Below are 23930 nucleotides of genomic sequence, written 5' to 3'. Positions count from 1 at the left end.
TTGTCAGGGGATGATAATGATTATTGTTGGCTCTGAGGGGGCGCAATTTATTCTGATGCGTAGTGATTTTCTGTCATCCCCGTCCAGTCTGGGTTGAAGGGCATTTCTGACAAGGCTGTGGGACGTGATCAAAGCCATGCTTGCTCGGTATTGACAGCGCTATTAGTGCCGCGCTATCGGCTTTATTGAAGGACTCAATAATCAACCCAATCGATCTTTTGAATCGCTGTACATCGTTTTTCATTAATAACAACTCCGGGCATTCTGGCCGCCAGAAAAGAGACATCCCGGAGCTTACTGTCATGGCCACTGCCATTCTTCATTCACTTAAACAAGGCGCTTATACCGCCATCGCGTTGTATGTTGTTTTCATCGCAGTGGTCACAATCGTCAGCCTGAACCCCCAATTGAACACGCCGTCATCGGCGTCCGCGCAAACATCTGTCGTTGCACTTGAGCGTGCGACAGATCAGGCGAAGGGGCGTGCGTCGTGAGAGGCGCGAATTTCTGGGTGATCGTGTTTTTCGCCGTGATCAACAACGGCTGCTCGTTGCTGGGGTTCGGCGACGGTTCGGTGGGCGGCGTGGCGCGGAGCATCGAGTTCAAGACCGAAGTGGCGCAGGACATCGAATTGCTGCGCTCGCAAAAGCTCAACGCAGGCAACCCCCCGCCGAAGCATGGCGAGCTGTTTTCGACGATTTTTGAGTGGCGGACTGTATGACGGCGCAGCCCCCTGTAGCAGCCCGGCTTGCCGGCGGTGGCGTCTGAACGATCGCCCCGTCGAGCGCGTTGTTTTCTGCCGTGTAGGCCATCGATAACGTCGGTGTAGGGGCTTTCCGAAAACTTTGTAATCAGGCCTTTTTCAACAACCTGTTTGATGACATCACCAAACGTTGAAATTACTGTCCGGCTTCTACTGGAGCGGAAAGGACACCGCGCAGCGGCAATCCTTTCAAAGCAAGGAGCTCGACGTGTCACAACCCTATGCATTCGTTAACGATCAAACCCGGCACTATATTCACCTTCGAGATCATCATCTCGCCCTCTCCATGAGCGCTCGTTCGAAGCTCGATCAGCTTAATCCCTTTTTACGAAATGGCATGGTGATGCCGGGGGAGATTGTGGTCGTCAGTGACGGCTCGACGCACCTGTGCACCCCCGAAGAAACGCAGTTGATGGAGCTGGCCTTGCAGGTTCGCGGGGCGATGATTGGCATGACAAACCATGAAAGTTACGTCATGACGCACAACTTCGACCTGCTGCAGAGCGTCATGTCGTACGGCTCGATCGGCATCGGAGCCACCACAGCGGCGTGGAGCAAGCATCTCAACGCACTGGAAGACTTGCTCAAACAGACCGAGGCCCTGCATCAGAAGTGGCGGGCTGGAGGGGTGACCAACGATCAGTTCTTTGCCCAGCGCCGCGCGCTGTTCTCCCGGATGCAGGAGAGTCTGAAAGGCATTGGCCGCTTTGGGTCGGGCCTGAACAACCAAGGCAAGATGAAGCAGATTTTGGGCATTTCCACCAAAAGCTACCTGCATACCGGCGACATCAGAGGCTATGCCAGCAAAGTCAGGGGCGTGACCAAAATGGCGAGTGCGATGAGCAAGGGGACTTACGTCGGGATTGCGCTGGACCTGGGTGTGGGGGCACTGGAGATTCAGGAGGCCTGTTCTACGGGGCGGGAGGAGGAATGTACTCGGGCAAAGTATGTTGAAACCGGGAAAGCTGCGGGTGGAATAGCAGGGGCGTGGGCAGGCGGAATGGTTACGACAACAGTCGGTCCGACCGTCTGCGTTGGGCTAGGAGTAGCGACCGGTGGGGCGGCTTTAGCGGGTTGCGTTTTAATCGCTGGGGCAGTTACAGCATGGGGAGGAGGAAAAGTGGGGTCAATGATTGGAGAAGGCTCGACCACTTTGATGTATGAGAAAGTCCATGGACGTTAAATTCATTCTGGATTGGAGCGTGGTGCTCTGCTTTCTTCTCACCCTGATTGATGCGGCGGTGCTTCTGTGGGTAGTCCTCTTTAGGCTTGAGCAAATTGAAGACGCACTCGGAAACAGCAAAATCAATGTCGAGGCTAGACGACTAGGGAGTAGCACCGGTTTATTAGGCCGTCAGTACCGGCTGGGACTTGCAACGAGCGTGATGCTTTTCAGCAACATGTATATACGAAAGGGCCTGGTTGATCCCGACGATGTGAAGAATATGCCCACCCATTTGAAGCGCTGGGCGGTAATCCCCAATGTGGCAGCTGCGGTGTTGCTGATGTTGTCGTTTATTTGGGCACTCATGACTGGAAAAATTTAGCGAGGCCGACATCAAGGACGCCCCCGCGGGCAAGCCGCGCTGCTGCGGGGGCTACACCGATTTGGCCATCGCCTTCACAAACAACGCCGATTCCAGAAACCGCTTCAGCCACCCCTGCAACTTCGGATAATGACTTTGCCAGAACCACTCTGGATCGACGTAGCAAAACTGCCGTACGAACGGCGCCAGGGCGGTATCGGCCAAAGTCAAATGGCCGGTGATCAGAAAGTCCCGTCCGCTCAGCAATCCCTCCAGCCTCCCCAGAAACACTTCCCCCCGCGCGCGGTATTCGGCCTGAGTGAACTCGGGATAACGCACGGCGTATTTGTAGCGATCCAGATCAGTCTTGAACGAGCCGTCGTTTTCCGCGATCAACTCAGCGATCTGTCGCTGCGCCTCGGGATCGGACGCCATCGACCAATCGTCCGGGTCGTTCTGCGCCAGCGCCCAGCGCATGATGTCCAGGCTTTGTTCCAGCACCTGATCGTCCAGCACCAGAACCGGCACGGTGCCTTTTGGCGAGCGTTCAAGCATTTCCGGCGGTTTGGCCTTGAGGCTGACTTCCACGGTTTCGACCGATACGCCGGCATACGCCACGGCCATGCGCGCTCGCATGGCGTAGGGGCAGCGGCGAAAGGAATAGAGCAGGGCGGTCATCAGGTGACCTCAATTGTGCTGAGGCCGTTGCCCTGACGGCGCACTTGAATCTGCACCGGAATTCGCTCGTGCATTTCCTGCACGTGGGAAATCACCCCGACCTTACGGCCTTGGGCCTGCAAGCCATCCAGCGCATCCATCGCCAGTTGCAGCGATTCAGGGTCCAGGCTGCCGAAGCCTTCGTCGATGAACAGCGACTCGATCTTCAGCGTGCTCGACGCCATAGACGCCAATCCAAGGGCCAACGCCAGCGAGACGAGGAACGTCTCGCCCCCTGACAACGAATGCACCGAGCGCAGTTCGTCGCCCATTTCCGTGTCCATCACCAGCAGGCCGAGCATGCTGCCGCCGCGCTTGAGGCGGTAGCGGCGCACCAGTTGCTTGAGCTGGGCGTTGGCGTGATGGACCAGCAAATCGAGGTTGTAGGCCTGGGCGATCTTGCGGAATTTGTCGCCCTCCGCCGAGCCGATCAGCGTCGCCAGACGGCCCCAACGCAGGTATTCGTCGTGGGCGGCCTTGATGCGCGCCTGCAACTCGCTGTTGGCAGTGCGGCGACGTTCGTCTTCGCTGATCTGCGCACGAAGGTCGGCGCACAGTTGGTCATGGGTGGCCGTTTGGGCCTGCGCTTCGGCCAGTGCCGTCGCCAGTTGTTCGGCATCGCTGATGTCGCTGTGCTGCGCCTGATGTTGCTGCCACTGCGCCTCGCGCTCCTGCACCAGCACCTTGCTCTGTTCCAGTGCTTTCTCACTCTGTTGCAAGCGTTGGCGCAACTGGTTGACCGCCTCGTCGCTCAGGCCCAGCAGGGTGTCGAGCGCCGCATCGTCCAGTTCCGTGTGCTGATTGCGCCACTCGCCGATCTGACGCGCCAGATCCGTCACTTCCTGCTCCAGCGTCTGCAAGCGTTGCTGCTCGCTGTCCCGTTCGGCGGTCAGTTTGATCGACTCGGCACGGGCCTGCTGCAAGGCGTCTGTGGTGGTCGCCTGGGTCTGGCGCGCCTGTTCGACGGTCTGTTCCAGATGCTGTTGCCACGCTTCAGCACTGGCCTGTTCGCCAAGGATTTCCTGCAAACGTTGCTGGACGGCCTGCTGTTGCTGCTGGCTGGCGTCGAGCCGTTGTTGCAGCTGCTGATGCTGTTGCAGGCGGCCTTGTTGCGCGAATTGTTCACGTTCGATTTTCTGCGTGCGCTCACTGTGTTCCTGCTGCTCTTCCTTTTGCTGGTCGAGTTGCTGGACGCGCGAGGCGATGTCGTTGTCCAGCTGCATGAACGATTCGGTCGCGGATTCACGCCACAGCGGAAGGCTCTCGGCAGGCAGCAGCGGTTCGAACTCCTGCAACGCCGTTTCGAAGGTCTGATTGTCGAGCGAGATATTCCGTTGTTGATCGTCCAGCAGTTTCATCGCCTGCTGACTGGCGTCCCGCGCTTCCTGAACTTGATGTTGCAGGGATTCGGCGTCGCGCTGCACTTTCAGCAAACGGGTCTGGCGCTGCTCGGCGGCGAGGATGTCCTGCGCCAATTGGTGCAGTCGCTCGCTCAGCCAGCCGCTGCGCTGGGCCTCGGGTTGCTCCAGCAGACGCGGATGCAGCGGGTGGGCTTCCAGCTCGGGTGCCAGTTTCTGAAGCTGTTCGCCGAGCTGATCCAGTTGAGGTTTGGACTGCTTGAGCTGGTTGTTCAGCTCCAGCACTTCGGCGCGCAGTTCGGCCAGGGTTTCGCTGAGCTGACTGACCTTCAGGCGCGCCGCCGCTTCTTCGCCGTCGTCATGGCCGGACAGCGCTTGCAGCAAGGCATCGGACTGGTGATACGGGTGATCTTCGCTGCCGCATACCGGACAGGGCTGCTGATCGACCAATTGGTCGCGCAGTTGCTCGACGCTGGCGCTACGGGCCAGGCGCTGCCGTTGCAGCAACTCGACGGTGACGTTCAAGGCCTGTTGCGCGGCTTCGTGCTCGCCCTTGAGTTGCAGGCCTTTGGCGATGCTTTGCGCGCGGCGTTCGGTGGCATGTTGCTGTTGGGCCTGCACGTCTTGCAGACGGCTGGCGATGTCCTGATGCCGCTGCCACAGGCGTTCCAATGAATCGCTGGCGCTGTGCTGTTGGCGATTGTCTTGCAACAGTTGCCCGAGGCGTTCGATTTCTTGGCTCACCGCGTCGGCCTTGACCTCGGCGTCGTCATACAGCGCTTGCAACGCGCTTCGCCGCTCGCTCAATGCTTGTTCGGCGCGGGTCGAAGCCTGTTCCAGCGCGGGCAATTCTTCGCGGCCTTTGTTCAGGCGGGAACTGACCAGCACGAGCTGTTGCAGTCGCGGGCGATAGGCCGCCCACGACTGGCTCAGCGCATCCAGCACCGCGCTGTTTTGCAGCTGTTCGGCGATGGATTGCAAACGGGCTTCAACCTGACGCTGCTGCTCGATCCATTGATCCAGCGCCGCCTGACCTTCGTTGCTGGCGAGCTGAGCGACCTGCGCCTGCCCGCTGATCTGTTGCAGCTCGGTGCTCAGATGATTGAGCTGCACCTGTTGCTGGAAGGCTTCGTTCAGTGAAGGCCTGGCGTTTTGTTGGGCGTCCTGTGCCTGTTGCAGGGCCGCGTGTGCGGTGGTCAGTTGCGCGTCGAGGGCCGTCAGCGTCGCTTGCGTCTGATTCAGCTGTTCGGTCTGCGCCTGAATGCGCGCCGCCAGCGGGGCCAGTTGATCGTCGAGCTTTTTACGCTGAGCGAACAGGTGCCGCTGAGGTGTTAGTCGCTCCAGTTGGCTCGATTGCAGGCGCTCGCTGGCTTGTTGATCCCAGGTCTGCTGCGCGCTGGCCAGTTGTTCATTGGCCGCCAGATGACTGTCGCGCAGGCGATTCAATTCGGCGAACCACTGCTGCTTGAGTTCCAGCTGACGCAGTTGCGCCTGACCCCATTTCAGCTGTTCCTGCGCGTCGGTGAAACGCTGTTCCAATTCGGCGCGCGGCTCGGGTTCGAGGGGCGTCAGGTTCCCGGCCTGGGCGTTGAGGGTTTTCAGCGCCTCTTCGGCCTCTTTGCTTTTGACGTAGGCGCGACGGCCCAACTGGCTGTAGATCGCCGTGTCGGTGAGCTTTTCCAGCAGCTCGCTGCGCTCTTTGTCGTCGGCTTTGAGGAAGGCGCTGAACTCGCTTTGCGCCAGCATCACGGCGCGGGTGAACTGTTCGAAATTCAGGCCGAGCCGCGCTTCGAGCAGGGTTTTGTATTCGGTTTTGTTCTGGGTGCTGAGAATCTGTTCGCTGTCCAGATCGGTCAGGGTCTGGCGGCTGTTTTGCAGCTTTTTGGTGGCGTTGTCGCGGGCGCGGTTGGTCTCCCAGCGGGCGCGATAGCGGCGTTTGTCGATGCCGACGAAATCCACCTCGGCATAGCCACTGCCCGTGCCGCGACGCAGCAGGTTGCGCGGGTCGGCAGTGCTGATGTCGCCGTCGATTTCCGGCACCCGTGACTGGCCGATGTTGTTGAGCCGGGGAATCGCACCGAACAGTGCCAGGCACAGCGCATCCAGCAGCGTGCTTTTGCCCGCGCCCGTGGGGCCGGTGATCGCGAACAGGCCTGCGCTGGCCAGCGGTTCAGCGGTGAAGTCCAGTTCAAATGGGCCGGCCAACGAGGCGAGGTTTTTCAGGCGAATGGCGAGGATTTTCATGGCTGTTCGCCCTCCGGTTGTCCGTCTGCCAGTTGCACGTCCTGAAGCAGGGTGGCGAAGTCCTGCAACGTTTGTTCATCGACCTCGCTGCCGTAGCTGTCGCGCCATGCACGGCTGAATAATTCTTGCGGGCTGAGCTGGTCCAGTTCGATCAGGTCGCGGTCGTCTTCGTCGTCCCGCGCACCTTTGCCTGCGTATTCGGCGGCGATGCGCACCAGGCGCACGGCCTTGTTTTCCAGCGCCGATTCGATCTGGTTGCGCAGGTCCGGTTGAGGTTCGTCCAGCTTCACCCGCACTTCGAGCCACGGTTGACGATCGACGTCGGCCAGCAGGTCGATGTCCGGCAGGTCCTTGAGTTGCAGCAGCAGGTCCGCCAGCGGCGCCGGGCCGACCCGTTGCAGGTTGACGGCGCGGGGAATCAGCAGCGGCGTGACGCTGGCGAGTTTTCCCGCTTCGCAATCGACTTCGAGGATCTGATGCTGATAGCCGATTTCCGAAAACGACAGGGGAATCGGCGAGCCGCTGTAGCGAATGCGCGTTTCGCCGTTGACCTTTTGCGGCTTGTGCAGATGGCCGAGGGCGACATAGGTGATGGTCTCGCCGAACAGGCTGGCGGGTAGGGCTTCGGCGTTGCCGATGATCAGGCTTCGTTCGGAGTCTTCCGAGACCGAGCCGCCGGCCATGTGCGCGTGGCTGATGGCGATCAGGGCCTGGCCTTTCTTGCGTTTCTGGTTGGCGGCGGCGATGAGCATTTCGTGCACCTGACCGATGCCGCGCAAGTAGTTGTCGCCCAACGCGGGGCCGGTGACTTCGGCGGGTCGCAGGAACGGCAACGCCAGGCACCAGCCGAGGACTTTGCCCTTGGCGTTGGTCAGCGGCAACAACAGGCGGTCGACGTCGAGCACGCCGTCGTCCAGCCACAGCACACGCCCCAGCGCATGGGTGCGCAGACGCCGCATCAGCGGGCCGGGCAGTTCGATGCGCGAGCCGGAGTCGTGATTGCCCGCGATCATCACGATGGTCAGTTGCGGGTTCTGGTCGTGGGCGCTGACGATGAAATCGTAGAGCTGTTCCTGGGCTTTGACCGACGGGTTGACGGTGTCGAAGATGTCGCCCGCGATCAGCAACGCATCAGGTTTGCGCTCGGCCAGACGGGCCAGCAGCCAGGTCAGAAAACACTGGTGTTCGAAGTCCCGCTCCTGGCCGTGGAGGTTCTGGCCCAAATGCCAGTCGGAGGTGTGGAACAGACGCATGGGGTTACCTTGGTTGAATAGGTCTTCAGCAGAAATCCAATCCCCCTGTAGGAGTGAGCTTGCTCGCGATCGGGCTCCATCAGACAACCCATCAGGGAAGGATGTACCGCAATCGCGAGCAAGCTCACTCCTACAGGTTTATTCACCGCTAGATGAATAGGGTATGTTCATCAAAGAGCACGAAGCGCTAGGTTCATTTCGGATACAACGGCGGCAGGCTGTCTGCGCCGTTCGGGTCAATCGGTTTTTCAACGGCGGGCAGCGCTTTCACGGCCTTCCATAAATCTTCGCCCAGCCACAGTTTGCCGGTCTCGCTGTACAGCGCGCCGTTCAGACCGTCCAGTGCATCGGACAAAGGTACGAAGCGCGCCGCCATGTCAGCGAGGGTTTCCGGTTGCTGACGCGCCCAGGCATCCAGCGCCTGACGGGTGGCATGAGGGTCGTTGGCCAGGCTGGCGCGTTTCAGGTCATCGAGCACGGTGCGCGGGCTTGGCCCGGTCTGCGCGGCGCGGGTCAGCGCCGGTTGCCACCGACCGCGCCACCAGAGGCCAAAACCCAACAGCGTGGTGAAACTGAGGATTACGGTACTCAGCTGCCACGGCCATACGGGCGGGCCGATCACGGTCACCCCCGTGGTATCGCTCACCGGCGTGTCCACTGACAGCGCAGGGTTGGTGCTGATCTGCAAGGTGCGGGCGGGCAGGGCGCTGTGCTCAAGATGATCTTCCAGCGTGTTCCACCACACCACGTCCACCGCCGGAATCTCGATGGCCCCCGGACGGTTCGGCACCAGTGCCTCACGTTCTTCGCGACTGCCGACCAAGCCCCGCTCGTTCACCTGATTGCTCAATTGCGGCTGGTCAGGATAGCGCCGCAGGGCACTGACGTCGGTGGCGGGAAGCGGTGGCAATTGCGCGCTCGACAGCCCCTCAGCCTTGATGACCAGCGTGCGGGTCAGCGAATCCCCAATCTGCGTGTGCGCCGGATCAGGGCTCCAGTTCTCGCTCAGGCTAATGCTGCGAGCGGGCAGCCACGGCGTGTTGGCGGGGTAATTCGCAGGTTGCGGTTTTACCTTCAGGGGCAGCGGTGCAGACGTCACCCGCATCAGCTTGCCCGGCTTCGGGCTGGTGGCAACGGCAGGCTGGCTGGTCGCGGCGGCGGTGCTGACTTCCGGAATGTCCTGCACCATGGTTGCGCTGAACTCCTGCGCGGGGATGGTCAGGTCGCCGCTTTGCTGGGGGTACAACGCATAGCGCATCTCGATCACGCCATGACGAATGCCGTTGATCTGCTTTTCATAGGTGCGGGTGTCGCCCAGTTTTTCGATCCGTGCATCCGGCACTTGCAGCGGAGAAAGGCTGCTGTCGTCGAACAGCGACACCGAATGGTAGATGCGCACCGTCAGCACGGCCTGGGCCTGCACGTAGACGGTGTCTTGATCGAGGCTCGCTTCCATGAACACCGGCGCAAGCTTCTGCTCCTGAGCCTGCGCGGACGGCTCGACCTCGACCACCTGCAAGGCGATCGGCTGGCTGATGAGTTCGCCCAGTTGCAGCGGCGGAATTTCGATCGAACCGCTGTGGCGCGGCATCAACGTGATCAGCCAGCGGGTGGTGGCGTGGACGTTGCCTTCGAGGGTCGTCAGGCTGTTGAGCTGGCGGGTGTCGCGCACGTCGAAGTCGGTTTGCAACGCGGTCATGTCAGGTTTGCCGAAGAGCGTGGCGTCGTCGGACTCCAGCGTCAGTTCGACGGTTTCCCCGGTATTCACACGCGTGCGATCAACGCTGGCCTGCAACGTCGCAGCGGGCGTGTCGGCCTGCGCCACGAGGGCGAACAGGCACAGCAGCCAGGCGATTACCACAGTGTGCACACGACTCATCGAGCTTTTTCCTGATGCTGCTGTTGTTCGTACCAGAATTTACGCCGCAGCAGTTCACCGGGTTCGTCCGGGATCTGCCGCAGCCACTGTTCGAGTGCCTGACGCTGTTCGCCGTTGATCGGGCCATCGGCGGGACGGCTTGGCGCGTGGGCGGGTTCATCCTCGTCCGGGGACGGCGCATTGCTGTCGCTGGCGCCGGACATCGATTGCGCGTTGCTGTTCTGGCTGTCCTCGTCCCCCGGTGTGGAGGATTGCGGGTTCGACGGTTGCTGTTCAGGGCTGCCGGTCTGGGGCTTGTCGGCGTTGTCTTCGCCCTCGGTCTTGCCTTCGCTGGCGTCTTCAGCGGCCGCTTGCTTGTTCTGCTCCTGCATCTCTTCGATCAGCGCCTTGTTCGTGGCGGCGGCGGGGAAGTCGGGCTGGCGCTCCAGCGCCTGTTCGTAGGCGTCGAGGGCCGCATCCAGCTCCCCGCTCTTGGCCAGCGCATTACCGCGATTGTAGTGGTCGGCCGCCGTGTTGCCCTGGGCGAAACGCTGAGCGGCACCGGCGTAATCACCGGCTTCATAGAGCGCGATGCCCTGCCACTGAATGTCTTCGAAACGCTGCGCGGCTTCGGCGGGGCGATGGCGCTGAAGCAGGTGTTGGCCCTGCTGGTCGGGGCGCTGGAACAGGTCTTTGACGTCGAACGCGTAGCTGTGTTGCGGCATGAGCATCAGCAGCGGCAGACACAGGACCCAGCCGCGACGCCCGGCGCAGGCCGCGAGCAGCAACAATGGCAGCAACAGCCAGTAACCCTGATCGGCCCAGCTGTCGAGCTGCACGGTCTGGCCCTGGCTGCGCAGGTCATGGGGCGCGTCCAGCAGGCCCAGTTCGTGCAAATCGTCATCGGTCAGGCGCAGCGAGGTGAAATGGCCGCCCAGTTCATCGGCGAAATCCTTGAGGCTGGCGCTGTCCAGTCGGGGCACCAGAATGCCGCCCTGGGCGTCCTTGAGGAAACCGCCTTTTTCCTGAGCGACCGGCGCACCTTCAGCGGTGCCGACGCCGAGCAGCAGGAGTTGCGGCGCGTGCCCGGTCATGGCCTGACGAATCCCCATTCGTTCGCCGTCGTTCAGCGACGCGCCGATCCACAGCAGACGCCCGACGCCCAGGTCGCCTTGCTTCAGCAGGTCAAGCGCCTTGTTCACTGCCAGATCGGCGCGCTGACCGCTCTCGGGCATGATCGACGGCTTGAGGGCGTCCAGCAGGTTTTTGCTGGTGCCGAGGTCGTCGGACAGCGGCACCAAGGTGTGGGCGCTTCCGGCGTAGACGATGATCGCGGTTTGAGAATCGCCACGGGCTTGCAGCAAGTCGAGCAGCTTGCGCCGGGCCTGTTCGAGGCGCGTGGGTGGGCTGTCGGCGGCGAGCATTTCCGGGGTCAGCTCCAGCAACACCACCAGCGGGTCCACGGGTTTCTGGCTGGTCTGTTCGACCCGCTGCCAGCTGGGCCCGAGCAGGGCGAGCAAGGCCAGCAGCCAACCGACGCTCAACGCGATCCACGGCAGCTTGCTTTCTCGACCACTGCCGCCGCGAAGCAGCGTGGCGTGGAAGGCGCTCGGCAAGATCATTTGCCAGCGACCGACGCGTTTCTGCCGATTCCACAGGCGCCAGATCAGCCAGCCGAGCAACGGCAGCAGCAACAGCCACCACGGGCGCAACCAATGGGGCCAGAGGGCGAGCATCGACGTGATCATCGGCGCCTCCGCAAACGCTTGAAGCGCTGGCGCCATTGTGGCCCTTGATTCAGACCGGGCTGGCGGGCCAGAAAGCGGTACAGCGGGTTTTGCGGCCAGCGTTCGTGAATCACCAGCAGCACACTCAACACCAGCGCGAACGCCAGCGGCCAGTGATACAGCGCATGGGCAGGACGAGCCTGGGTCGGTTGTTGCGTCACGGGTTCAAGGGTGTCGAGGGCCTTGCCGATCTTTTCAAGTTGGACACCGTCGCGGGCGCGGAAATACTGGCCGCCAGTGATGTCTGCGATTTCACGCAAGGCGGGTTCGTCGAGGTCCAGGCTCGGGTTCAGGCCGAGAATGCTGGTGGCGCCTTTGTCCGGGTCAGCGCCGATGCCGATGGGGTAGATCTTTACGCCTTCGCCTGCGGCCAGTCGCGCTGCCGTGGCGGGATCGATCTGACCGGCGTTGTTGGCGCCGTCGGTGACCAGAATGAGCACCCGACTCTGGGCCGGACGCAATCGCAGGCGTTTCAACGCCAGGCCGATGGCATCGCCGATGGCGGTGTTCTTGCCCGCGATGCCGATGCGCGCTTCATCCAGCCAGACGCGCACGGTCTTGCGGTCGAAGGTCAGCGGCGCTTGCATGTAGGCCTGGCTGCCGAAGAGGATCAGCCCGACGCGGTCGCCTTTGCGGTGTTCGAGGAAGTCGCCCAGCAGCTGTTTGACCAGCGTCAGACGGCTGACTTCATCGCTCTGCCAGACCATGTCCGGGTAATCCATCGAGCCGGAGACGTCCACCGCCACCAGCAGGTCGCGGCCACTGGCAGCGACCGGCAACGGTTCGCCCAGCCACTGCGGGCGCGCCGCGGCCAACAACAGCAACAGCCAGAGCAGCACGAACGGCAATTGCCGCCGCCAGCCGGGCAAATGAGCACGTGCGCGACGACCGGCGAGGCCTTCCAGCTCGCTGAGAAAACTCACCTTGAGCGCTGCTTCGCCGCTGTCCGCCACCGGCAGCACGAAACGGAGCACCCACGGCAGCGGCAGCAGGGCGAAGACCCAGGGCCAGGCCAGTTCAAACATGTTTGCGAATCCAGGTGTCGACCGACTGGGTCAGGCCGTTGATCGCCTTGTCGTCGAGCTTGCATTCGGGCTTGTAGGCGCCTTCCACCAGAATCATCCAGCGGGTGAGACCGGCGGCCGGGCAGCGGTTGTCGAGAAACGCCAGCCATTTGCGGCCGTTGAGGGTGTGGCTCTGGCTGTAGGGGTAATCGTTGCGGCACAGGCGTTTGAGCAGGCCGTTGATCTGTTGCAGCCAGGCGCCAGCGGGCGCGCCGTCATAGGGTTTGGGCATCTGCGCCAGTTCGATGAGCGCAGCCTGACGGCGTGGGTCCAGCGGCTGTTCGGCGGCTTCGCCGGGGGCTCGTTTGGGCAGCAAGACCCGCGCCCGCCACAGGCCGTAACCCAGCGCAGGCAACAGGGCCAGTACGATCCACCAACCGGGGGCGGGCGGCCAGGCGCTGACCGGTGCGGGCAGGATCATCGGTTGCAGCTGGTCCAGCAGGCTCATTTCTGTTTCACCGGCTGGTTGGCGTTCAGGTAGTCGCGCAGTTGGTCGACCATCCCCTGCTGTGTGCTCAGGGGAATCATCAGCACCCGCAGCTTTTGCGCCAGCAGCTCCCAGCGTGCCTGACGGGCTTCGCCTTGGGCACGGTAGGTCTGGCGCAGGTCGGGGTTGAGCGTGTCGAGCTCCAATTGCGCACCGCGATCGGCGAACCGCAGCAGTCCTGCCGCCGGTAGCGCGTGATCCAGCGGGTCGGAGAGCGGCAGCAGCAACAGGTCGCAATGACGTGACAGCAGCGCCAGTTGCTGTTCGGCGGATTCGGAAAGGGCCCGTTCGTCACACAGGATGAACACCAGACTGCCCGGCCGGAGCACTTCCCGTGCCCGGCGCAACGCCACGCCGAAGGTGTCACGGTCGGCCACGGCTTCCGCGTGCAAGGACTGATTGACCCGCACCAGCCGGTTGAGCAGTTGCAGCAGGCTCTGTTTGCTGCGTCGCGGCTTGATTTCGTAGTGCTCGTTGTCGCCGAACACCAGCCCGCCGACCCGGTCGTTGTGCCCCAGTGCGGCCCAGCCGATCAGTGCTGCCGCCTGGGCCGCCAGCACTGATTTGAACATCAGCCCCGAGCCGAAAAACAGCCGACGGCTCTGCTCGACCATGATGAAGATCGGCCGCTCGCGTTCTTCATGAAACAGCTTGGTGTGCGGTTCCTGGGTCCGCGCCGTGACCCGCCAATCGATGGTGCGTACGTCGTCGCCGGCCTGATAGACCCGCACCTGATCAAAGTCCACGCCGCGCCCGCGCAACTTGGAGTGGTGCAGGCCGATCAGCGGGCTGCGCCGACCGGGGGAGGAAAACAGCTGCACTTCCCGCACGCGATGACGCATCTCGATCAGCTCGGCAAGGCTGATACGGATGCCCGGTTGGGAAATCAGATAGGGCTGCATGGGGTCAGGCGACGGCGACGACGTCAAGAATGCGCTGAATCACGCGGTCCTGATCGATGCCCGCAGCCTCGGCTTCGAACGACAGAATGATGCGATGGCGCAGCACGTCGAAGACCATCGCCTGAATGTCTTCGGGGCTGACGAAATCCCGACCGGCCAGCCATGCATGGGCACGGGCGCAACGGTCCAGGGAAATCGAGCCACGGGGGCTGGCGCCGTAACCGATCCACTCGGCCAACTCGGCGTCGAACTTGGCCGGGGTGCGGGTCGCCATGACCAGTTGAACGAGGTATTCCTCCACGGCGTCGGCCATGTACAGCCCTAGGATTTCCTTGCGGGCGGCGAAAATCGCTTGCTGGGTGACGCGCCGTTCCGGTTTGGTCTCGCCATTCAACGCTTCGCCCCGCGCTTGCTGGAGAATCTTGCGTTCGACGTTGGCGTCCGGGAAGCCGATCTTCACGTGCATCAGGAAGCGGTCGAGCTGGGCCTCCGGCAGGGGATAGGTGCCTTCCTGCTCGATGGGGTTTTGCGTGGCCATCACCAGAAACAGCGGGGAGAGGTCGTACGTGCTGCGCCCGACGCTGACCTGACGTTCAGCCATGGCCTCCAGCAGCGCCGATTGGACCTTTGCCGGGGCGCGGTTGATTTCGTCCGCCAGCACCAGATTGTGGAAGATCGGACCCTGTTGGAAGACGAAGCTGCCGGTTTCCGGGCGATAAATCTCGGTGCCGGTGATGTCGGCGGGCAGCAGGTCGGGGGTGAACTGAATGCGATGAAATTCGGCTTCGATGCCTTCGGCCAACTCTTTGATCGCCTTGGTCTTGGCCAGACCCGGTGCGCCTTCGACCAGCATGTGGCCATCGGCAAGCAGAGCGATCAGCAGGCGCTCGACCAGTTTCTCCTGCCCGAGAATCTGGGTGGAGAGAAAGGTTCGCAGCGCGATCAACGCTTCACGATGTTCCATCGATGACGGTTCCTGGCAGGGTAGGCGCAGCGCCAAGACGGCACTGAAGCTGGGGGCGTTACTTTAAAGCATCGGAGGGGGTGCCGACTAACCGGCCAAGGGGTTTTTTCAGCGTTTCGAGACGTTTACCGGGTAAAAACCGGAAGTGTCTGACAGGTTGCGGGTTTTCCGCCTGCCCCAGCGTGGCTGACCTGTAATGACTTGAATCGAGGGGCCTCGTTCGAGTGGGCCGCTGGTCCGATGTGCCCCACAGGTTTCCCTAAGCCGTGCTTAGCTTTTCACAGGGCCTTGTGCAGTGACCCGTTCAAGGAAGCATCACCTCAGGATGAGTCACTGCCATGGCCAAAAAAACCGGTAAACCTGCGTCTAAGTCCGTCTCCGCGCTGGATATCCTGCTCGAGGGTTCTCAGCATACCGCCAGCACCTCTGCGTTATCCGAACAGTTCAGCTCGGTCATGAGCCTGGCCAACGCCAGCATTCCCAGGCTGATGGAGCAGAACCCGCAGATGCACATCAGCGAGGCCCGTGACCTGCATGGCCGGGCCCAGGCCATGTCGGTGGTGATCGCCCGGCAATTCCGCGAGCAGCGCCTGACCGCCTCGGTGCGTCACGCCAACCGGCCGCCGACCGGCGTCAAGGGTTTGGTAGATGGCCCGACCTACACCGACATGTTCAACCCGGACTGGGCGAATCACTGCCCGCCGGATGCCATCGAAGCCACCACGTCGCCGGTGGCGTATCTGGCCGATCTGTACCGTTACGCGAAAGCGCTGGAGGCCACCGGCAAGCAAGGCGAAGTCATCACGCTCGACGAGCGACGCCCGGACCTCAAGGACCTGGTGCTGGACCACACCGCGCTGAACCGGGTCGAGCCGACCCTCGTGCTGGTCAACGAAATTCTGGAAACGTCGATCCGCAGCCATCTCGATGGCATCGGCCTCGAAGACAAATCCGTCGATGACGCACTGTTAGACGCCCGCTACCCCAACACCCTGCCGTTCGAGCGCTACACCAGCCAGATCAACCATGCCCTGGGCCGCAAGGACCGCACGCTGGGCGATGCCATTCGCGCGGCCGATCCTGCCTATCCCTATTTCAAGGAACCGGGTGTTCACTCGTTGCTATCTGACACCGCGCTGATCCAGGACACAGGTTTCGGTCCGGTCCAGCAAGGGTTACTGCTCGAAGCGCCCTATTTTCCTGATGAGGAGGGCGCCACTCACCCGCTGGGAGCAAGCGGCTGGCGCATCAACCCGCGAACAGGGGTTCTGACGAAAGCGAACGACGCGAACGACGCGAACGACGCCTCAGCGTTCTACGGCAATAACTTCGGGGTCAACAGCCTGATCGACCTGGACGACACTCAGAATTTCTGCCTGCGTACCGGGCTCAGTACTGAAGCGCTGGAAGCGTTGCTCAGTGTGGGAGCGTTCGCGATCAGCCGGTCCGAGAACGTGCCGGGCGAGGGCGAGGTCGATGGCAGCCTGTCAGGTTCGGTCTACATCAACGCAGGCCAGACGCCTGCGATGGGCCTCGAAACCGTCCCCGCCGACACCGCTGCTCAAACCGGCGCGCACCACCGAATCACCCATATCACGGCCGATCGCGTTGATCGGATGAACCGCATGATTCGTCTGGCGCGCTGGCTGGACTTGCCATTCGATGAGGTGGACCAACTGCTGGTGGCGTCGATGCAAGGCGAGCAGCGCAGGGCGCAAACCCCTCGGCGAGCTGAGGACGAGGTGCCTAACCCTTGGCGCATCACCCAGGACACCTTGCGGGCACTGGGTCTTTTTCAGAGCCTGCGTCGGCGGCATCACGTCGTCGCCGAGGACTTCGCGGCGATGCTGTATGGGCTGAACCTGTACGGGCGCGGCAATACCGCATCGCAATTCGATCGTGTGTTCAACGGTCAGGCGCTGTTTTCCGTCCCGCTGATACTCGATGACCAGCCGTTCGAGAGGGTGCCGGAAACTGAAGAAGAACGGCAGAAAATCGATCATCTCTGCGCTGCGTTGGGCATGACCTTCGAAACCTATCGCTATGCAGCCAGGGTGTTGCTGCAGGCCAGCCGAGAAAAAACACTGAAATGGTCGCGCGAGACGGTGTCGGCTTTTTACCGTCTGGTGCGCCTGCCGCGCTGCCTCGGCCTGAGCACTATCGAAGCCCTGGCCTTGCTGGAGTTGCTGGACGGAGGGGGCAGTCTGCTGGTGTCCAGGCTGGCCGGTGTCACGCAAATCGCGTCGTTTTATGAGTCGGTCGATACCGACACCCTGAGTGTGATTCATGCCTTGGCAGACGCCGCGCTCTGGCTCAAGGAGAACGACTGGTCGGTGGTGCAACTGTGCAGGCTGGTGCTGACCTCGATCACGGAGCCTGTGGCCACCGATGCCGAAAAAGGGCTGCTGCAGCAGATTCATGGGCGGTTGGGAGCGGCGTTGATCACCGACAGCAGCTTTGCCGAAACCGGGGCGCCAGAGGCCACCGTGACGCAGGAGATGAATGAAGAGGGCGTGGCGGTCTATGTCAGCGAAACCATCGACTGGTTTGAAGAGCTCAAGGACTTCATCGAAACCGGTAATCCCGAATCAGCGCCGAATGCCAAAGGATTGGTCAAGTACGTGCTCGGCGAAACCGAAGAGAGTTTCGAGCGTGCCATGAGCGATCAGGTTGAAGCAGTGCTGCGAAGCAAAGGTCTGCTCGTCGAGGAGCTGCACCCCAAGATCAGCAACATGATCATGCGCGCCCGCGGTGCCCAGGAAGCGCTGTTGATGGAAGGGCTTGGGGGGTATTTGAATACGTCGGCCGACGTGGCCAAGGCCTTGCTGTTCTGGACCGATGGCAACCGCTATCAATTGCTCAAGGAGGTGCTGCGGGTCTATGGGGTCCACGCCGCAGGCAGCGTCGCCATTGGGGATGACGTATTGCTGGTCCTTGAGGCGCTGTCCAAACGGGCGGTGCTGGCCAATCATCTGGGGCTCAGTTCGGCGCTCATCACCCAGTTGATCGCCGAGCCAACATGGTTCGGGCTGGCGAACTCGGCATTGACGCTTCAGCTCGTTTATTTCAGCGGCCAATACGCCGCGATGCTGCGCCTGAGCGAACAGAGCGAAGACGCACTCCTCAATTACCTGCGCCTGATCAATACGGTCTGGAGCGAGGCAACGGAAGGTGACCAGCGACTGATCAGAGACAGTGCCTCGAACATGCTGGCGCGTTTTCTGCGTTGGGGTGTGCGTGAAGTGCTGGAGGTGGCCTATCAGTTCAATGACGACGGCGTCGTCTTCACCCTCAAGGACCTGGAAACGGTCGCGCGTGTCAGTTTGCTCAGCCATCACACGTCGCTGGATGCCAAGGCATTGCTGGCCCTTCACAACCTGACGCCCACCCGCCCTGTGATGTTTTACCGGCAGGCCGCTGAAATGGCCCTGGCTTGTCTCACCGATTCAGCGGCAAAAGTGGGCGGCGAAGCGGGGCAGAGCGTGGCCAGCACACTGACGGTCGCCCCGGACTACCTCGTCGCCCGGCGTGAAGGCGATGAGGCGGTCTACACCATCACCCTGCGGGATGTAATGGATGTGCCTTATGACAACGTGACCGTTCGCTGGAGTACCGATCTGGGTGAACTGAGCGACGTCGAAACCACGACCGATACGGGGGGTGTCAGCACGGTGAAGCTGGGCAGCGGCACGACAATGGGCCTCGCTACGGTGGTGGCCAGTTTCGGGCTGGGGGAAACGCTCTACGCCCCGGTGGTCACGATCGACTGCGACGAAACGTCCATCCAGTTCCATGAGCCCCAAATCGGTCCGACTCAGGCCTTGTCCAACAACCTTGAGCCGATCATTGCCACCGTGGCATTGGCTGACCAGTACGGCAACAACGCCATCGACCGGCCCGTGAAGTGGGGGGCCACCCTGGGCGAGTTCAAGCGGCATCAGACCTACACCGATCAAAATGGCGTGGCGCGTGCCGAATTGCGCAGTCGCCCTGCGGGCATATCGGAAGTCGTCGCGACCTACAGCAACGGTCAAATTCAAGCGTTCAACCCTGTCGAATTCACCAGCACCCCGTATTTCCGGTACGTCACCTTCGCTGACTCGATCATCGAAGGCATTGAGGTCCAAGTGACGTGTTCGTTGGTGGAACTGGACGGGGTTACGCCGCGCCCTGACGTGGACGTCACGTGGGAGGCACTGGACGAGCAGGGGCAACAGATGGGGAACCTGACCCCCAGCGCCTCAAAAACAGATGAGAACGGCATAGCCACGGTGAAATTCCTGTCCGGGTCGGTGGGCAACGTGCAGGTCACCGTCAGCGCCCTTGACGTTGACTCGGCCCTCAGCAAGACGAGCGCGCTGACGGTGATCCACCCCATGCCGGCGATTGTCAGTCAGGCGACGAGCCACGAGGATTTCCTCGTCGGCAATTCCGAGCCGGTGCTGTTTTCGGTCTGGGTCGAAGCCGGGGGAGAGGTCGCTGCCGGGATGCCTGTCCATTGGCGTGTAACGAAAAAAGGCGAACCCGAAGACGACACCACGTTCGCCACCAGCCGTACCAATCAATTGGGTAAAGCGTCATTCAGCTCGAAGTTTTCGTTGGGCAATCATGTCATCAGCGCAACCGTGGGCGGTACGGCGGTTCGCACTACATTCGACATGCTCGCGCGCAACCGGGTGGTCTTCACGATGGCGTTCGAAGGGGATCTGGTGGACCCCGAATCGCCCGATTTGATCTCCCGCATTGCCCCTTACGCGTTGGTCGTGAAGGCGCTGGACGCGCAGGACGAAACCCGAGTGGTTGAGGGCGTGTCGTTTACGCTGAGCGCCGTCGGTGATGACCCTCGACTGATTGGGCTCGACATCCAGGGCTTGAATGAAAAATACCGCTCGACCCCGGACGGTGTGCGGTTCGCTGCAAAGGCCAGCAGAGGAAGCGTACGTGGGGATTTCACGTTGCTGGCGACGACCCGGTTTCCCTTGGAGAAGCTGGAGTCCACATACCGTTTGGGTTGGCTGTACGCCTATTACTCCGCGGTGTTGAAAGCGGGTCAAGAATTGGCGCTGACATGGGTCTGCGTACAGGGGGAATTGTCGCCTTACGACGGGTCGGATGTTGACGAGCTAGGTGTCGTGGAGTTTGAAGTGCCTGAAAAAAAGGTGGACGTTCAAGTACACATTCCGCTGAAACAGGGGCGTCCCCTCTACAGTGCGAAGCCCGAGGCAAACCTTGCCCAGCTGGAGAAAGATGATGTGACCCATGTGAGTCGTCTGGTGGCGATGGACGGTTACATGGTGGCGCTTGCAGGCACGCAACCCCTTCAAAAAGATGCAGCACTTAAACCGACCCGGTCAAAGCGTAAGTCGTAAATACACATAGGTTTAAACGCCTTGGGATTATTTGCGTACTCAGGCTGAATACAGCAGAGGTTTGCCATGAAAGACGTCAAGGTAAGCGACTATTCGTTCCGCATCATGATTAAAGACCTTGAGGATTCTCATCCTCGCGACTTATTAGGGCGCGATCATACGTATACGTTGAATATCAACGCGGTGGACGCGGATGAACGCCCAGTGGTGGGCATCCAATACACAATAAAGGCCAATAAGGCTGATGCCCTCGTACATAAAGTCACCACGTCGATTGATGAAAACGCTACCTACATCTCCTCAGATAAAGGGACGGATTTTTCCATTTCTGGCAGCCCGGCATTGTCGGCAGAAGACTTCCCGCTCATGGAATATGACTTTACCGTCACGTGCACGGCAGTACCGGATTCGGTGTCAGGCAATCGTACCTTCAAGATAGGGCGGTTGATGAAATGGGGGCGCCCCCTTATTTCAGTCGCAGGCGGTTCTGCCCAAGCGGTGTTCAAGACCAAGACCGAATGGTTTGGTGATCATAAGCCGGGCGCGATGTGGAACTGGGGGGAAACTATCGAGCAATGCACCCTCGACATCCCGGCGTTGGAGATCAGTGCCACGACCCCCACCCAACGCAATGCGGACGGCAGCGTCGCGTGCGACAACCTGGTTGAGTTGAGCAAGTTTGCCTCCGCCGCCAAGGCCAATGTGCTGTTGAACGGCGGTCTATCCAAGAATGGCTACACCGCCGTGATGGCTCACGTTGAAGAGTTGGAGTTGTATTACGTCAAGTCTGTCGAGTTCGAAGCGCCGTCGGCGATCATTGATGTCGAAACTCAGGTGACGTGCGTGTTGTTCGGGCTCAATGGCAAACCCAGGTCGAATGGATTGGTCAATTGGAGCGCCGATACCGGGGACATTCTTGATCCTGAAACCAGCACCGATGCCAACGGCGTGGCAACCACTCGTTACAGGGCAAAGGAATCGGGTGAAGCCAAGGTGACGGCCACCGCTGCGCACCCCTACATCAGTGGCGTCAGCCCGACCACACCCACCGGGCCTCTAGAGATCGCCTCCAAGAATGCCAGCGGCACGGAGTATGTGGTGGGGCATTCTCCCGCGATCAACTTCTCGGTGATGCTGGCCGTTAAGGGGCACGTGCCGCCACGCACTAAAGTTCAATGGTCAGTGGCGGGTGATCCCCCCAAGGAAAGTGAGTCGGACAACACAGGCAAAGCGGTCATCACTTTTGACTTCAAGGCCGGTGAGCACACGGTTTCGGCGAAGTTGAGTAACGGGCTGTGGGTAACGTTCAGCGTGAAAGCCTTTGATGTGGTCATTGCCAAAAGAGAGCCGCCGGGGTCCATCGATTTCGTCATAGCGCATTCCGACCCCATTGTCTTCAAAGCTTGGCTAACGGCGGATAACAAACCGCTCGCAAACAAGAAGGTCAACTGGCTGGTGGATAACGCCAATAAGGGGATTGTGACGTCAGACAGCCAGGGCATGGTCACCCATACCGAAGCATTTGCAGCCGAAGGTGATCACTCGGTCATCGTAGAAGTTCACAACTCCGGTCAGCGGCAAACGTTCCCGGTCAAAGCATACAACATGGTCATTGCCGATCACGCGCCCAAGGCGTCGAAGTACGTGCTCGGGATGTCAAAAAAAATCCAGTTCTCAGCAACGATCAAAGCGGGCGGAAAATTGATATCCGGCGTTAACGTCTTGTGGTTAAAAGATGGCGCGGCCAGTGGCGACTCGAATACCCAGGCCCCAGGTGTGGCCTACATAGAGAAGGATTTCACGACGAAGGGCACTCATACAGTCACGGCCAAGATCACCAAGACGCCCTCTCAAACGGCCACCTACACCGTGGAGGCGTACGAAGTGGCTATTGAAAGACAAGAGCCCACCGCCGCTGTTGACTACATCATCGGACACACCCCCGAATTGACGTTCGCAGTATGGCTCGCCGCAGCAGGCGGGGCTCAGGCCAACGCTCAAGTCGAATGGGGTGTGGACGGTGAAAAACAGAAAGACACCGAATCTGACAGTGCGGGGAAAGCCTCCTATTCAGCGAAAGGTTTTGGAGTGACGGGTGAGCGCAAGGTCACGGCCAAGGTGGTGTTGTCCGGGCATTTGGTAGAATTTCCGTTCAATGTTTACCGAGTGGGAATTACGGAGCCTTCCGTCAGCAACCCTGAATACATTATCAAACACTCAGCGGACGTCGAGTTTTCGGCCGTGCTTAAAGCCGGCCCCAGAACACTTTCTGGCGTCGAGGTGGAATGGACGGTGGGGGGTACAACCGTAAAAAATAAGTCGGATGGCAATGGAAAAGTGACTTTCAAAAAGGGGTTTGATACGCCGGGTAGTCATACCGTCACACTGAAAGAGCCGAAGTCCGAAGCGAGCAAGATTTTTACTGTGAATGCTTCCCAAGTGGAGATCACGGAGCCTTACATCAGCGACCCTGAATACATCATCAATCACTCTCCCGACGTCGAATTTTCGGCCGTACTCAAAGCCGGCACCAGAAAGCTTTCCGGAATCGAGGTGGAATTGACGGTGGGCGGTACAACCGTAAAAAGTAAGTCAGATGGCAATGGAAAAGTGACGTTCAAAAAGGGGTTTGATACGCCGGGTAATCATACGGTCACACTGAAAGAGCCGAAGTCCGGTAAAAGCCAGAACTTTTCTGTGGTTGTAGATACATGGGTGTTTACTACCAAGATAGTAGGTAATCCTCTTGCTTTTGATGCGCTTTCGCCAGATCTTCTATCAAGAACAACGCGCTATCAGATTAGTGTGACGGTATCTGATAGCGCAGGAAAGCCTGTTCGTGGCGCGAAGTATTCGTTAACTAATCCGGGGCCAGCGTATTCTTCAATAGGTCTTGCTATCCAGGATTTGAATAAAGAAGTGGTGTCGGGCGATGCCCCTCATTTATTTGAAATTTCGGCAGAGCCATGGGACAAGCCCGAGTCATTTACATTCCGTTTAGTCTACGCGGGAATCAATGTAGGGGAAAAAACCTATCGGTTGGGGTGGATTTTCAATCTTGGCCCAGCTTTACTTTGGCTGTCACGTCTTGTAACAGTGACGTATCCTCCCTTGGTTTTAGATCGTTATTACACAGGTGAAGCGATTGAGTTGGAGGCTATCACCGCCTGGATCAATACCACCATTAATTTTGAAATGAGAGCCTTTTTACCCGATGAATATCTGCTGCCGTGTGCATTTGGGGAGGTTTCGGAAGACGTAAGGGTCGGGAGTTTATTGAGTGTTGGTCGTTCTATTGGATTGGGGGGGTACGTGGTTTTGAATCCCGGGTCTACTCTTCTGTTAGCCCCTGGCCTGTCAGAATTCGAAGAGAGAGCGTCTTTATCGGATGCCGAGTACAAGCTTTTAAGTGAAGCAGGTCGTGTCATCTATGATGAGCACCTTCTCGCGTTGAGTCGGCGGCTGAAGGAATAGCCAGCCAATGTTGCCTGGCAGGCTGTTGTTCTAATGGCGTACCTCGATAAACAGTTAAGCGCCGCCGAGGTTAATATGAGTTGGCCCGATGAACGTGATATCGATTGCTTGCCAATCGGAGCTCATCAAATGGATAAGCGTAGCGAAACAACCGAGGTGCATTG

At 60.2% G+C, this 23930-nt stretch carries 15 protein-coding genes; 6 read left to right on the top strand and 9 right to left on the bottom strand.

From position 1 onward, the window contains the following. Positions 1-302: 302 nt before the first annotated feature. From AAEO81_RS23095 to AAEO81_RS23080, 4 genes are all read left to right on the top strand, one after another. Positions 303-494, top strand: coding sequence for a hypothetical protein (locus AAEO81_RS23095; RefSeq protein WP_341959328.1), 192 nt, complete (start codon positions 303-305; stop codon positions 492-494). Further along, positions 491-721: a hypothetical protein gene (locus AAEO81_RS23090; protein WP_341959326.1), complete on the top strand. Its 231-nt coding sequence runs from the start codon at positions 491-493 to the stop codon at positions 719-721. The genes AAEO81_RS23095 and AAEO81_RS23090 overlap by 4 nt, the downstream gene beginning before the upstream one ends. Before the next feature lie 172 nt (positions 722-893). Beyond that, positions 894-1946, top strand: coding sequence for a hypothetical protein (locus AAEO81_RS23085; RefSeq protein ID WP_341959324.1), 1053 nt, complete (start codon positions 894-896; stop codon positions 1944-1946). Further along, positions 1936-2310, top strand: a complete 375-nt coding sequence (locus AAEO81_RS23080) for a hypothetical protein (RefSeq protein WP_341959322.1) — start codon at positions 1936-1938, stop codon at positions 2308-2310. The genes AAEO81_RS23085 and AAEO81_RS23080 overlap by 11 nt, the downstream gene beginning before the upstream one ends. Before the next feature lie 51 nt (positions 2311-2361). Here AAEO81_RS23080 and AAEO81_RS23075 read toward each other — a convergent pair whose 3' ends face one another. From AAEO81_RS23075 to AAEO81_RS23035, 9 genes are all read right to left on the bottom strand, one after another. Beyond that, on the bottom strand, positions 2362-2967 hold the full coding sequence (locus AAEO81_RS23075) for a glutathione S-transferase (RefSeq protein ID WP_341959320.1): 606 nt from the start codon (positions 2965-2967) through the stop codon (positions 2362-2364). Further along, positions 2967-6608 (bottom strand): AAA family ATPase, encoded by a 3642-nt coding sequence (locus AAEO81_RS23070; protein ID WP_341959318.1) that lies wholly within the window; start codon positions 6606-6608, stop codon positions 2967-2969. Before AAEO81_RS23070 ends, AAEO81_RS23075 begins: the two co-directional genes overlap by 1 nt. Beyond that, positions 6605-7861 (bottom strand): exonuclease SbcCD subunit D C-terminal domain-containing protein, encoded by a 1257-nt coding sequence (locus AAEO81_RS23065; protein WP_341959316.1) that lies wholly within the window; start codon positions 7859-7861, stop codon positions 6605-6607. Before AAEO81_RS23065 ends, AAEO81_RS23070 begins: the two co-directional genes overlap by 4 nt. A gap of 193 nt (positions 7862-8054) precedes the next feature. Further along, on the bottom strand, positions 8055-9740 hold the full coding sequence (locus AAEO81_RS23060) for a BatD family protein (protein WP_341959314.1): 1686 nt from the start codon (positions 9738-9740) through the stop codon (positions 8055-8057). Beyond that, positions 9737-11455 carry a VWA domain-containing protein gene (locus tag AAEO81_RS23055; RefSeq protein WP_341964604.1) on the bottom strand — a complete coding sequence of 573 codons (1719 nt, stop codon included), beginning with the start codon at positions 11453-11455 and terminating at the stop codon, positions 9737-9739. Before AAEO81_RS23055 ends, AAEO81_RS23060 begins: the two co-directional genes overlap by 4 nt. 8 nt (positions 11456-11463) lie before the next feature. Then, positions 11464-12531, bottom strand: a complete 1068-nt coding sequence (locus tag AAEO81_RS23050; RefSeq protein ID WP_341959311.1) for a VWA domain-containing protein — start codon at positions 12529-12531, stop codon at positions 11464-11466. Next, complete coding sequence (locus tag AAEO81_RS23045; protein ID WP_341959309.1) at positions 12524-13018, bottom strand: DUF4381 domain-containing protein; 495 nt, start codon at positions 13016-13018, stop codon at positions 12524-12526. The genes AAEO81_RS23050 and AAEO81_RS23045 overlap by 8 nt, the downstream gene beginning before the upstream one ends. Continuing rightward, positions 13015-13959, bottom strand: a complete 945-nt coding sequence (locus tag AAEO81_RS23040; RefSeq protein ID WP_341959307.1) for a DUF58 domain-containing protein — start codon at positions 13957-13959, stop codon at positions 13015-13017. Before AAEO81_RS23040 ends, AAEO81_RS23045 begins: the two co-directional genes overlap by 4 nt. A 4-nt stretch (positions 13960-13963) precedes the next feature. Further along, complete coding sequence (locus AAEO81_RS23035) at positions 13964-14923, bottom strand: MoxR family ATPase (RefSeq protein ID WP_074757176.1); 960 nt, start codon at positions 14921-14923, stop codon at positions 13964-13966. A 338-nt stretch (positions 14924-15261) separates the two neighbouring features. Between AAEO81_RS23035 and AAEO81_RS23030 the strand changes: the two genes are divergently transcribed. Both AAEO81_RS23030 and AAEO81_RS23025 read left to right on the top strand, forming a co-directional pair. Continuing rightward, positions 15262-20292, top strand: a complete 5031-nt coding sequence (locus tag AAEO81_RS23030) for a Tc toxin subunit A (protein WP_341959304.1) — start codon at positions 15262-15264, stop codon at positions 20290-20292. A 66-nt stretch (positions 20293-20358) separates the two neighbouring features. Continuing rightward, positions 20359-23766 (top strand): Ig-like domain-containing protein, encoded by a 3408-nt coding sequence (locus AAEO81_RS23025; RefSeq protein ID WP_341959303.1) that lies wholly within the window; start codon positions 20359-20361, stop codon positions 23764-23766. The last annotated feature ends 164 nt before the right edge of the window (positions 23767-23930 follow it).

This window comes from Pseudomonas sp. RC10, from assembly GCF_038397775.1.
GTDB classification, from domain to species: Bacteria; Pseudomonadota; Gammaproteobacteria; order Pseudomonadales; family Pseudomonadaceae; genus Aquipseudomonas; species Aquipseudomonas bambusae.
The sequence above is the reverse complement of the archived record's forward strand: the minus strand, read 5'-3'. Positions and strand labels throughout refer to the sequence as shown.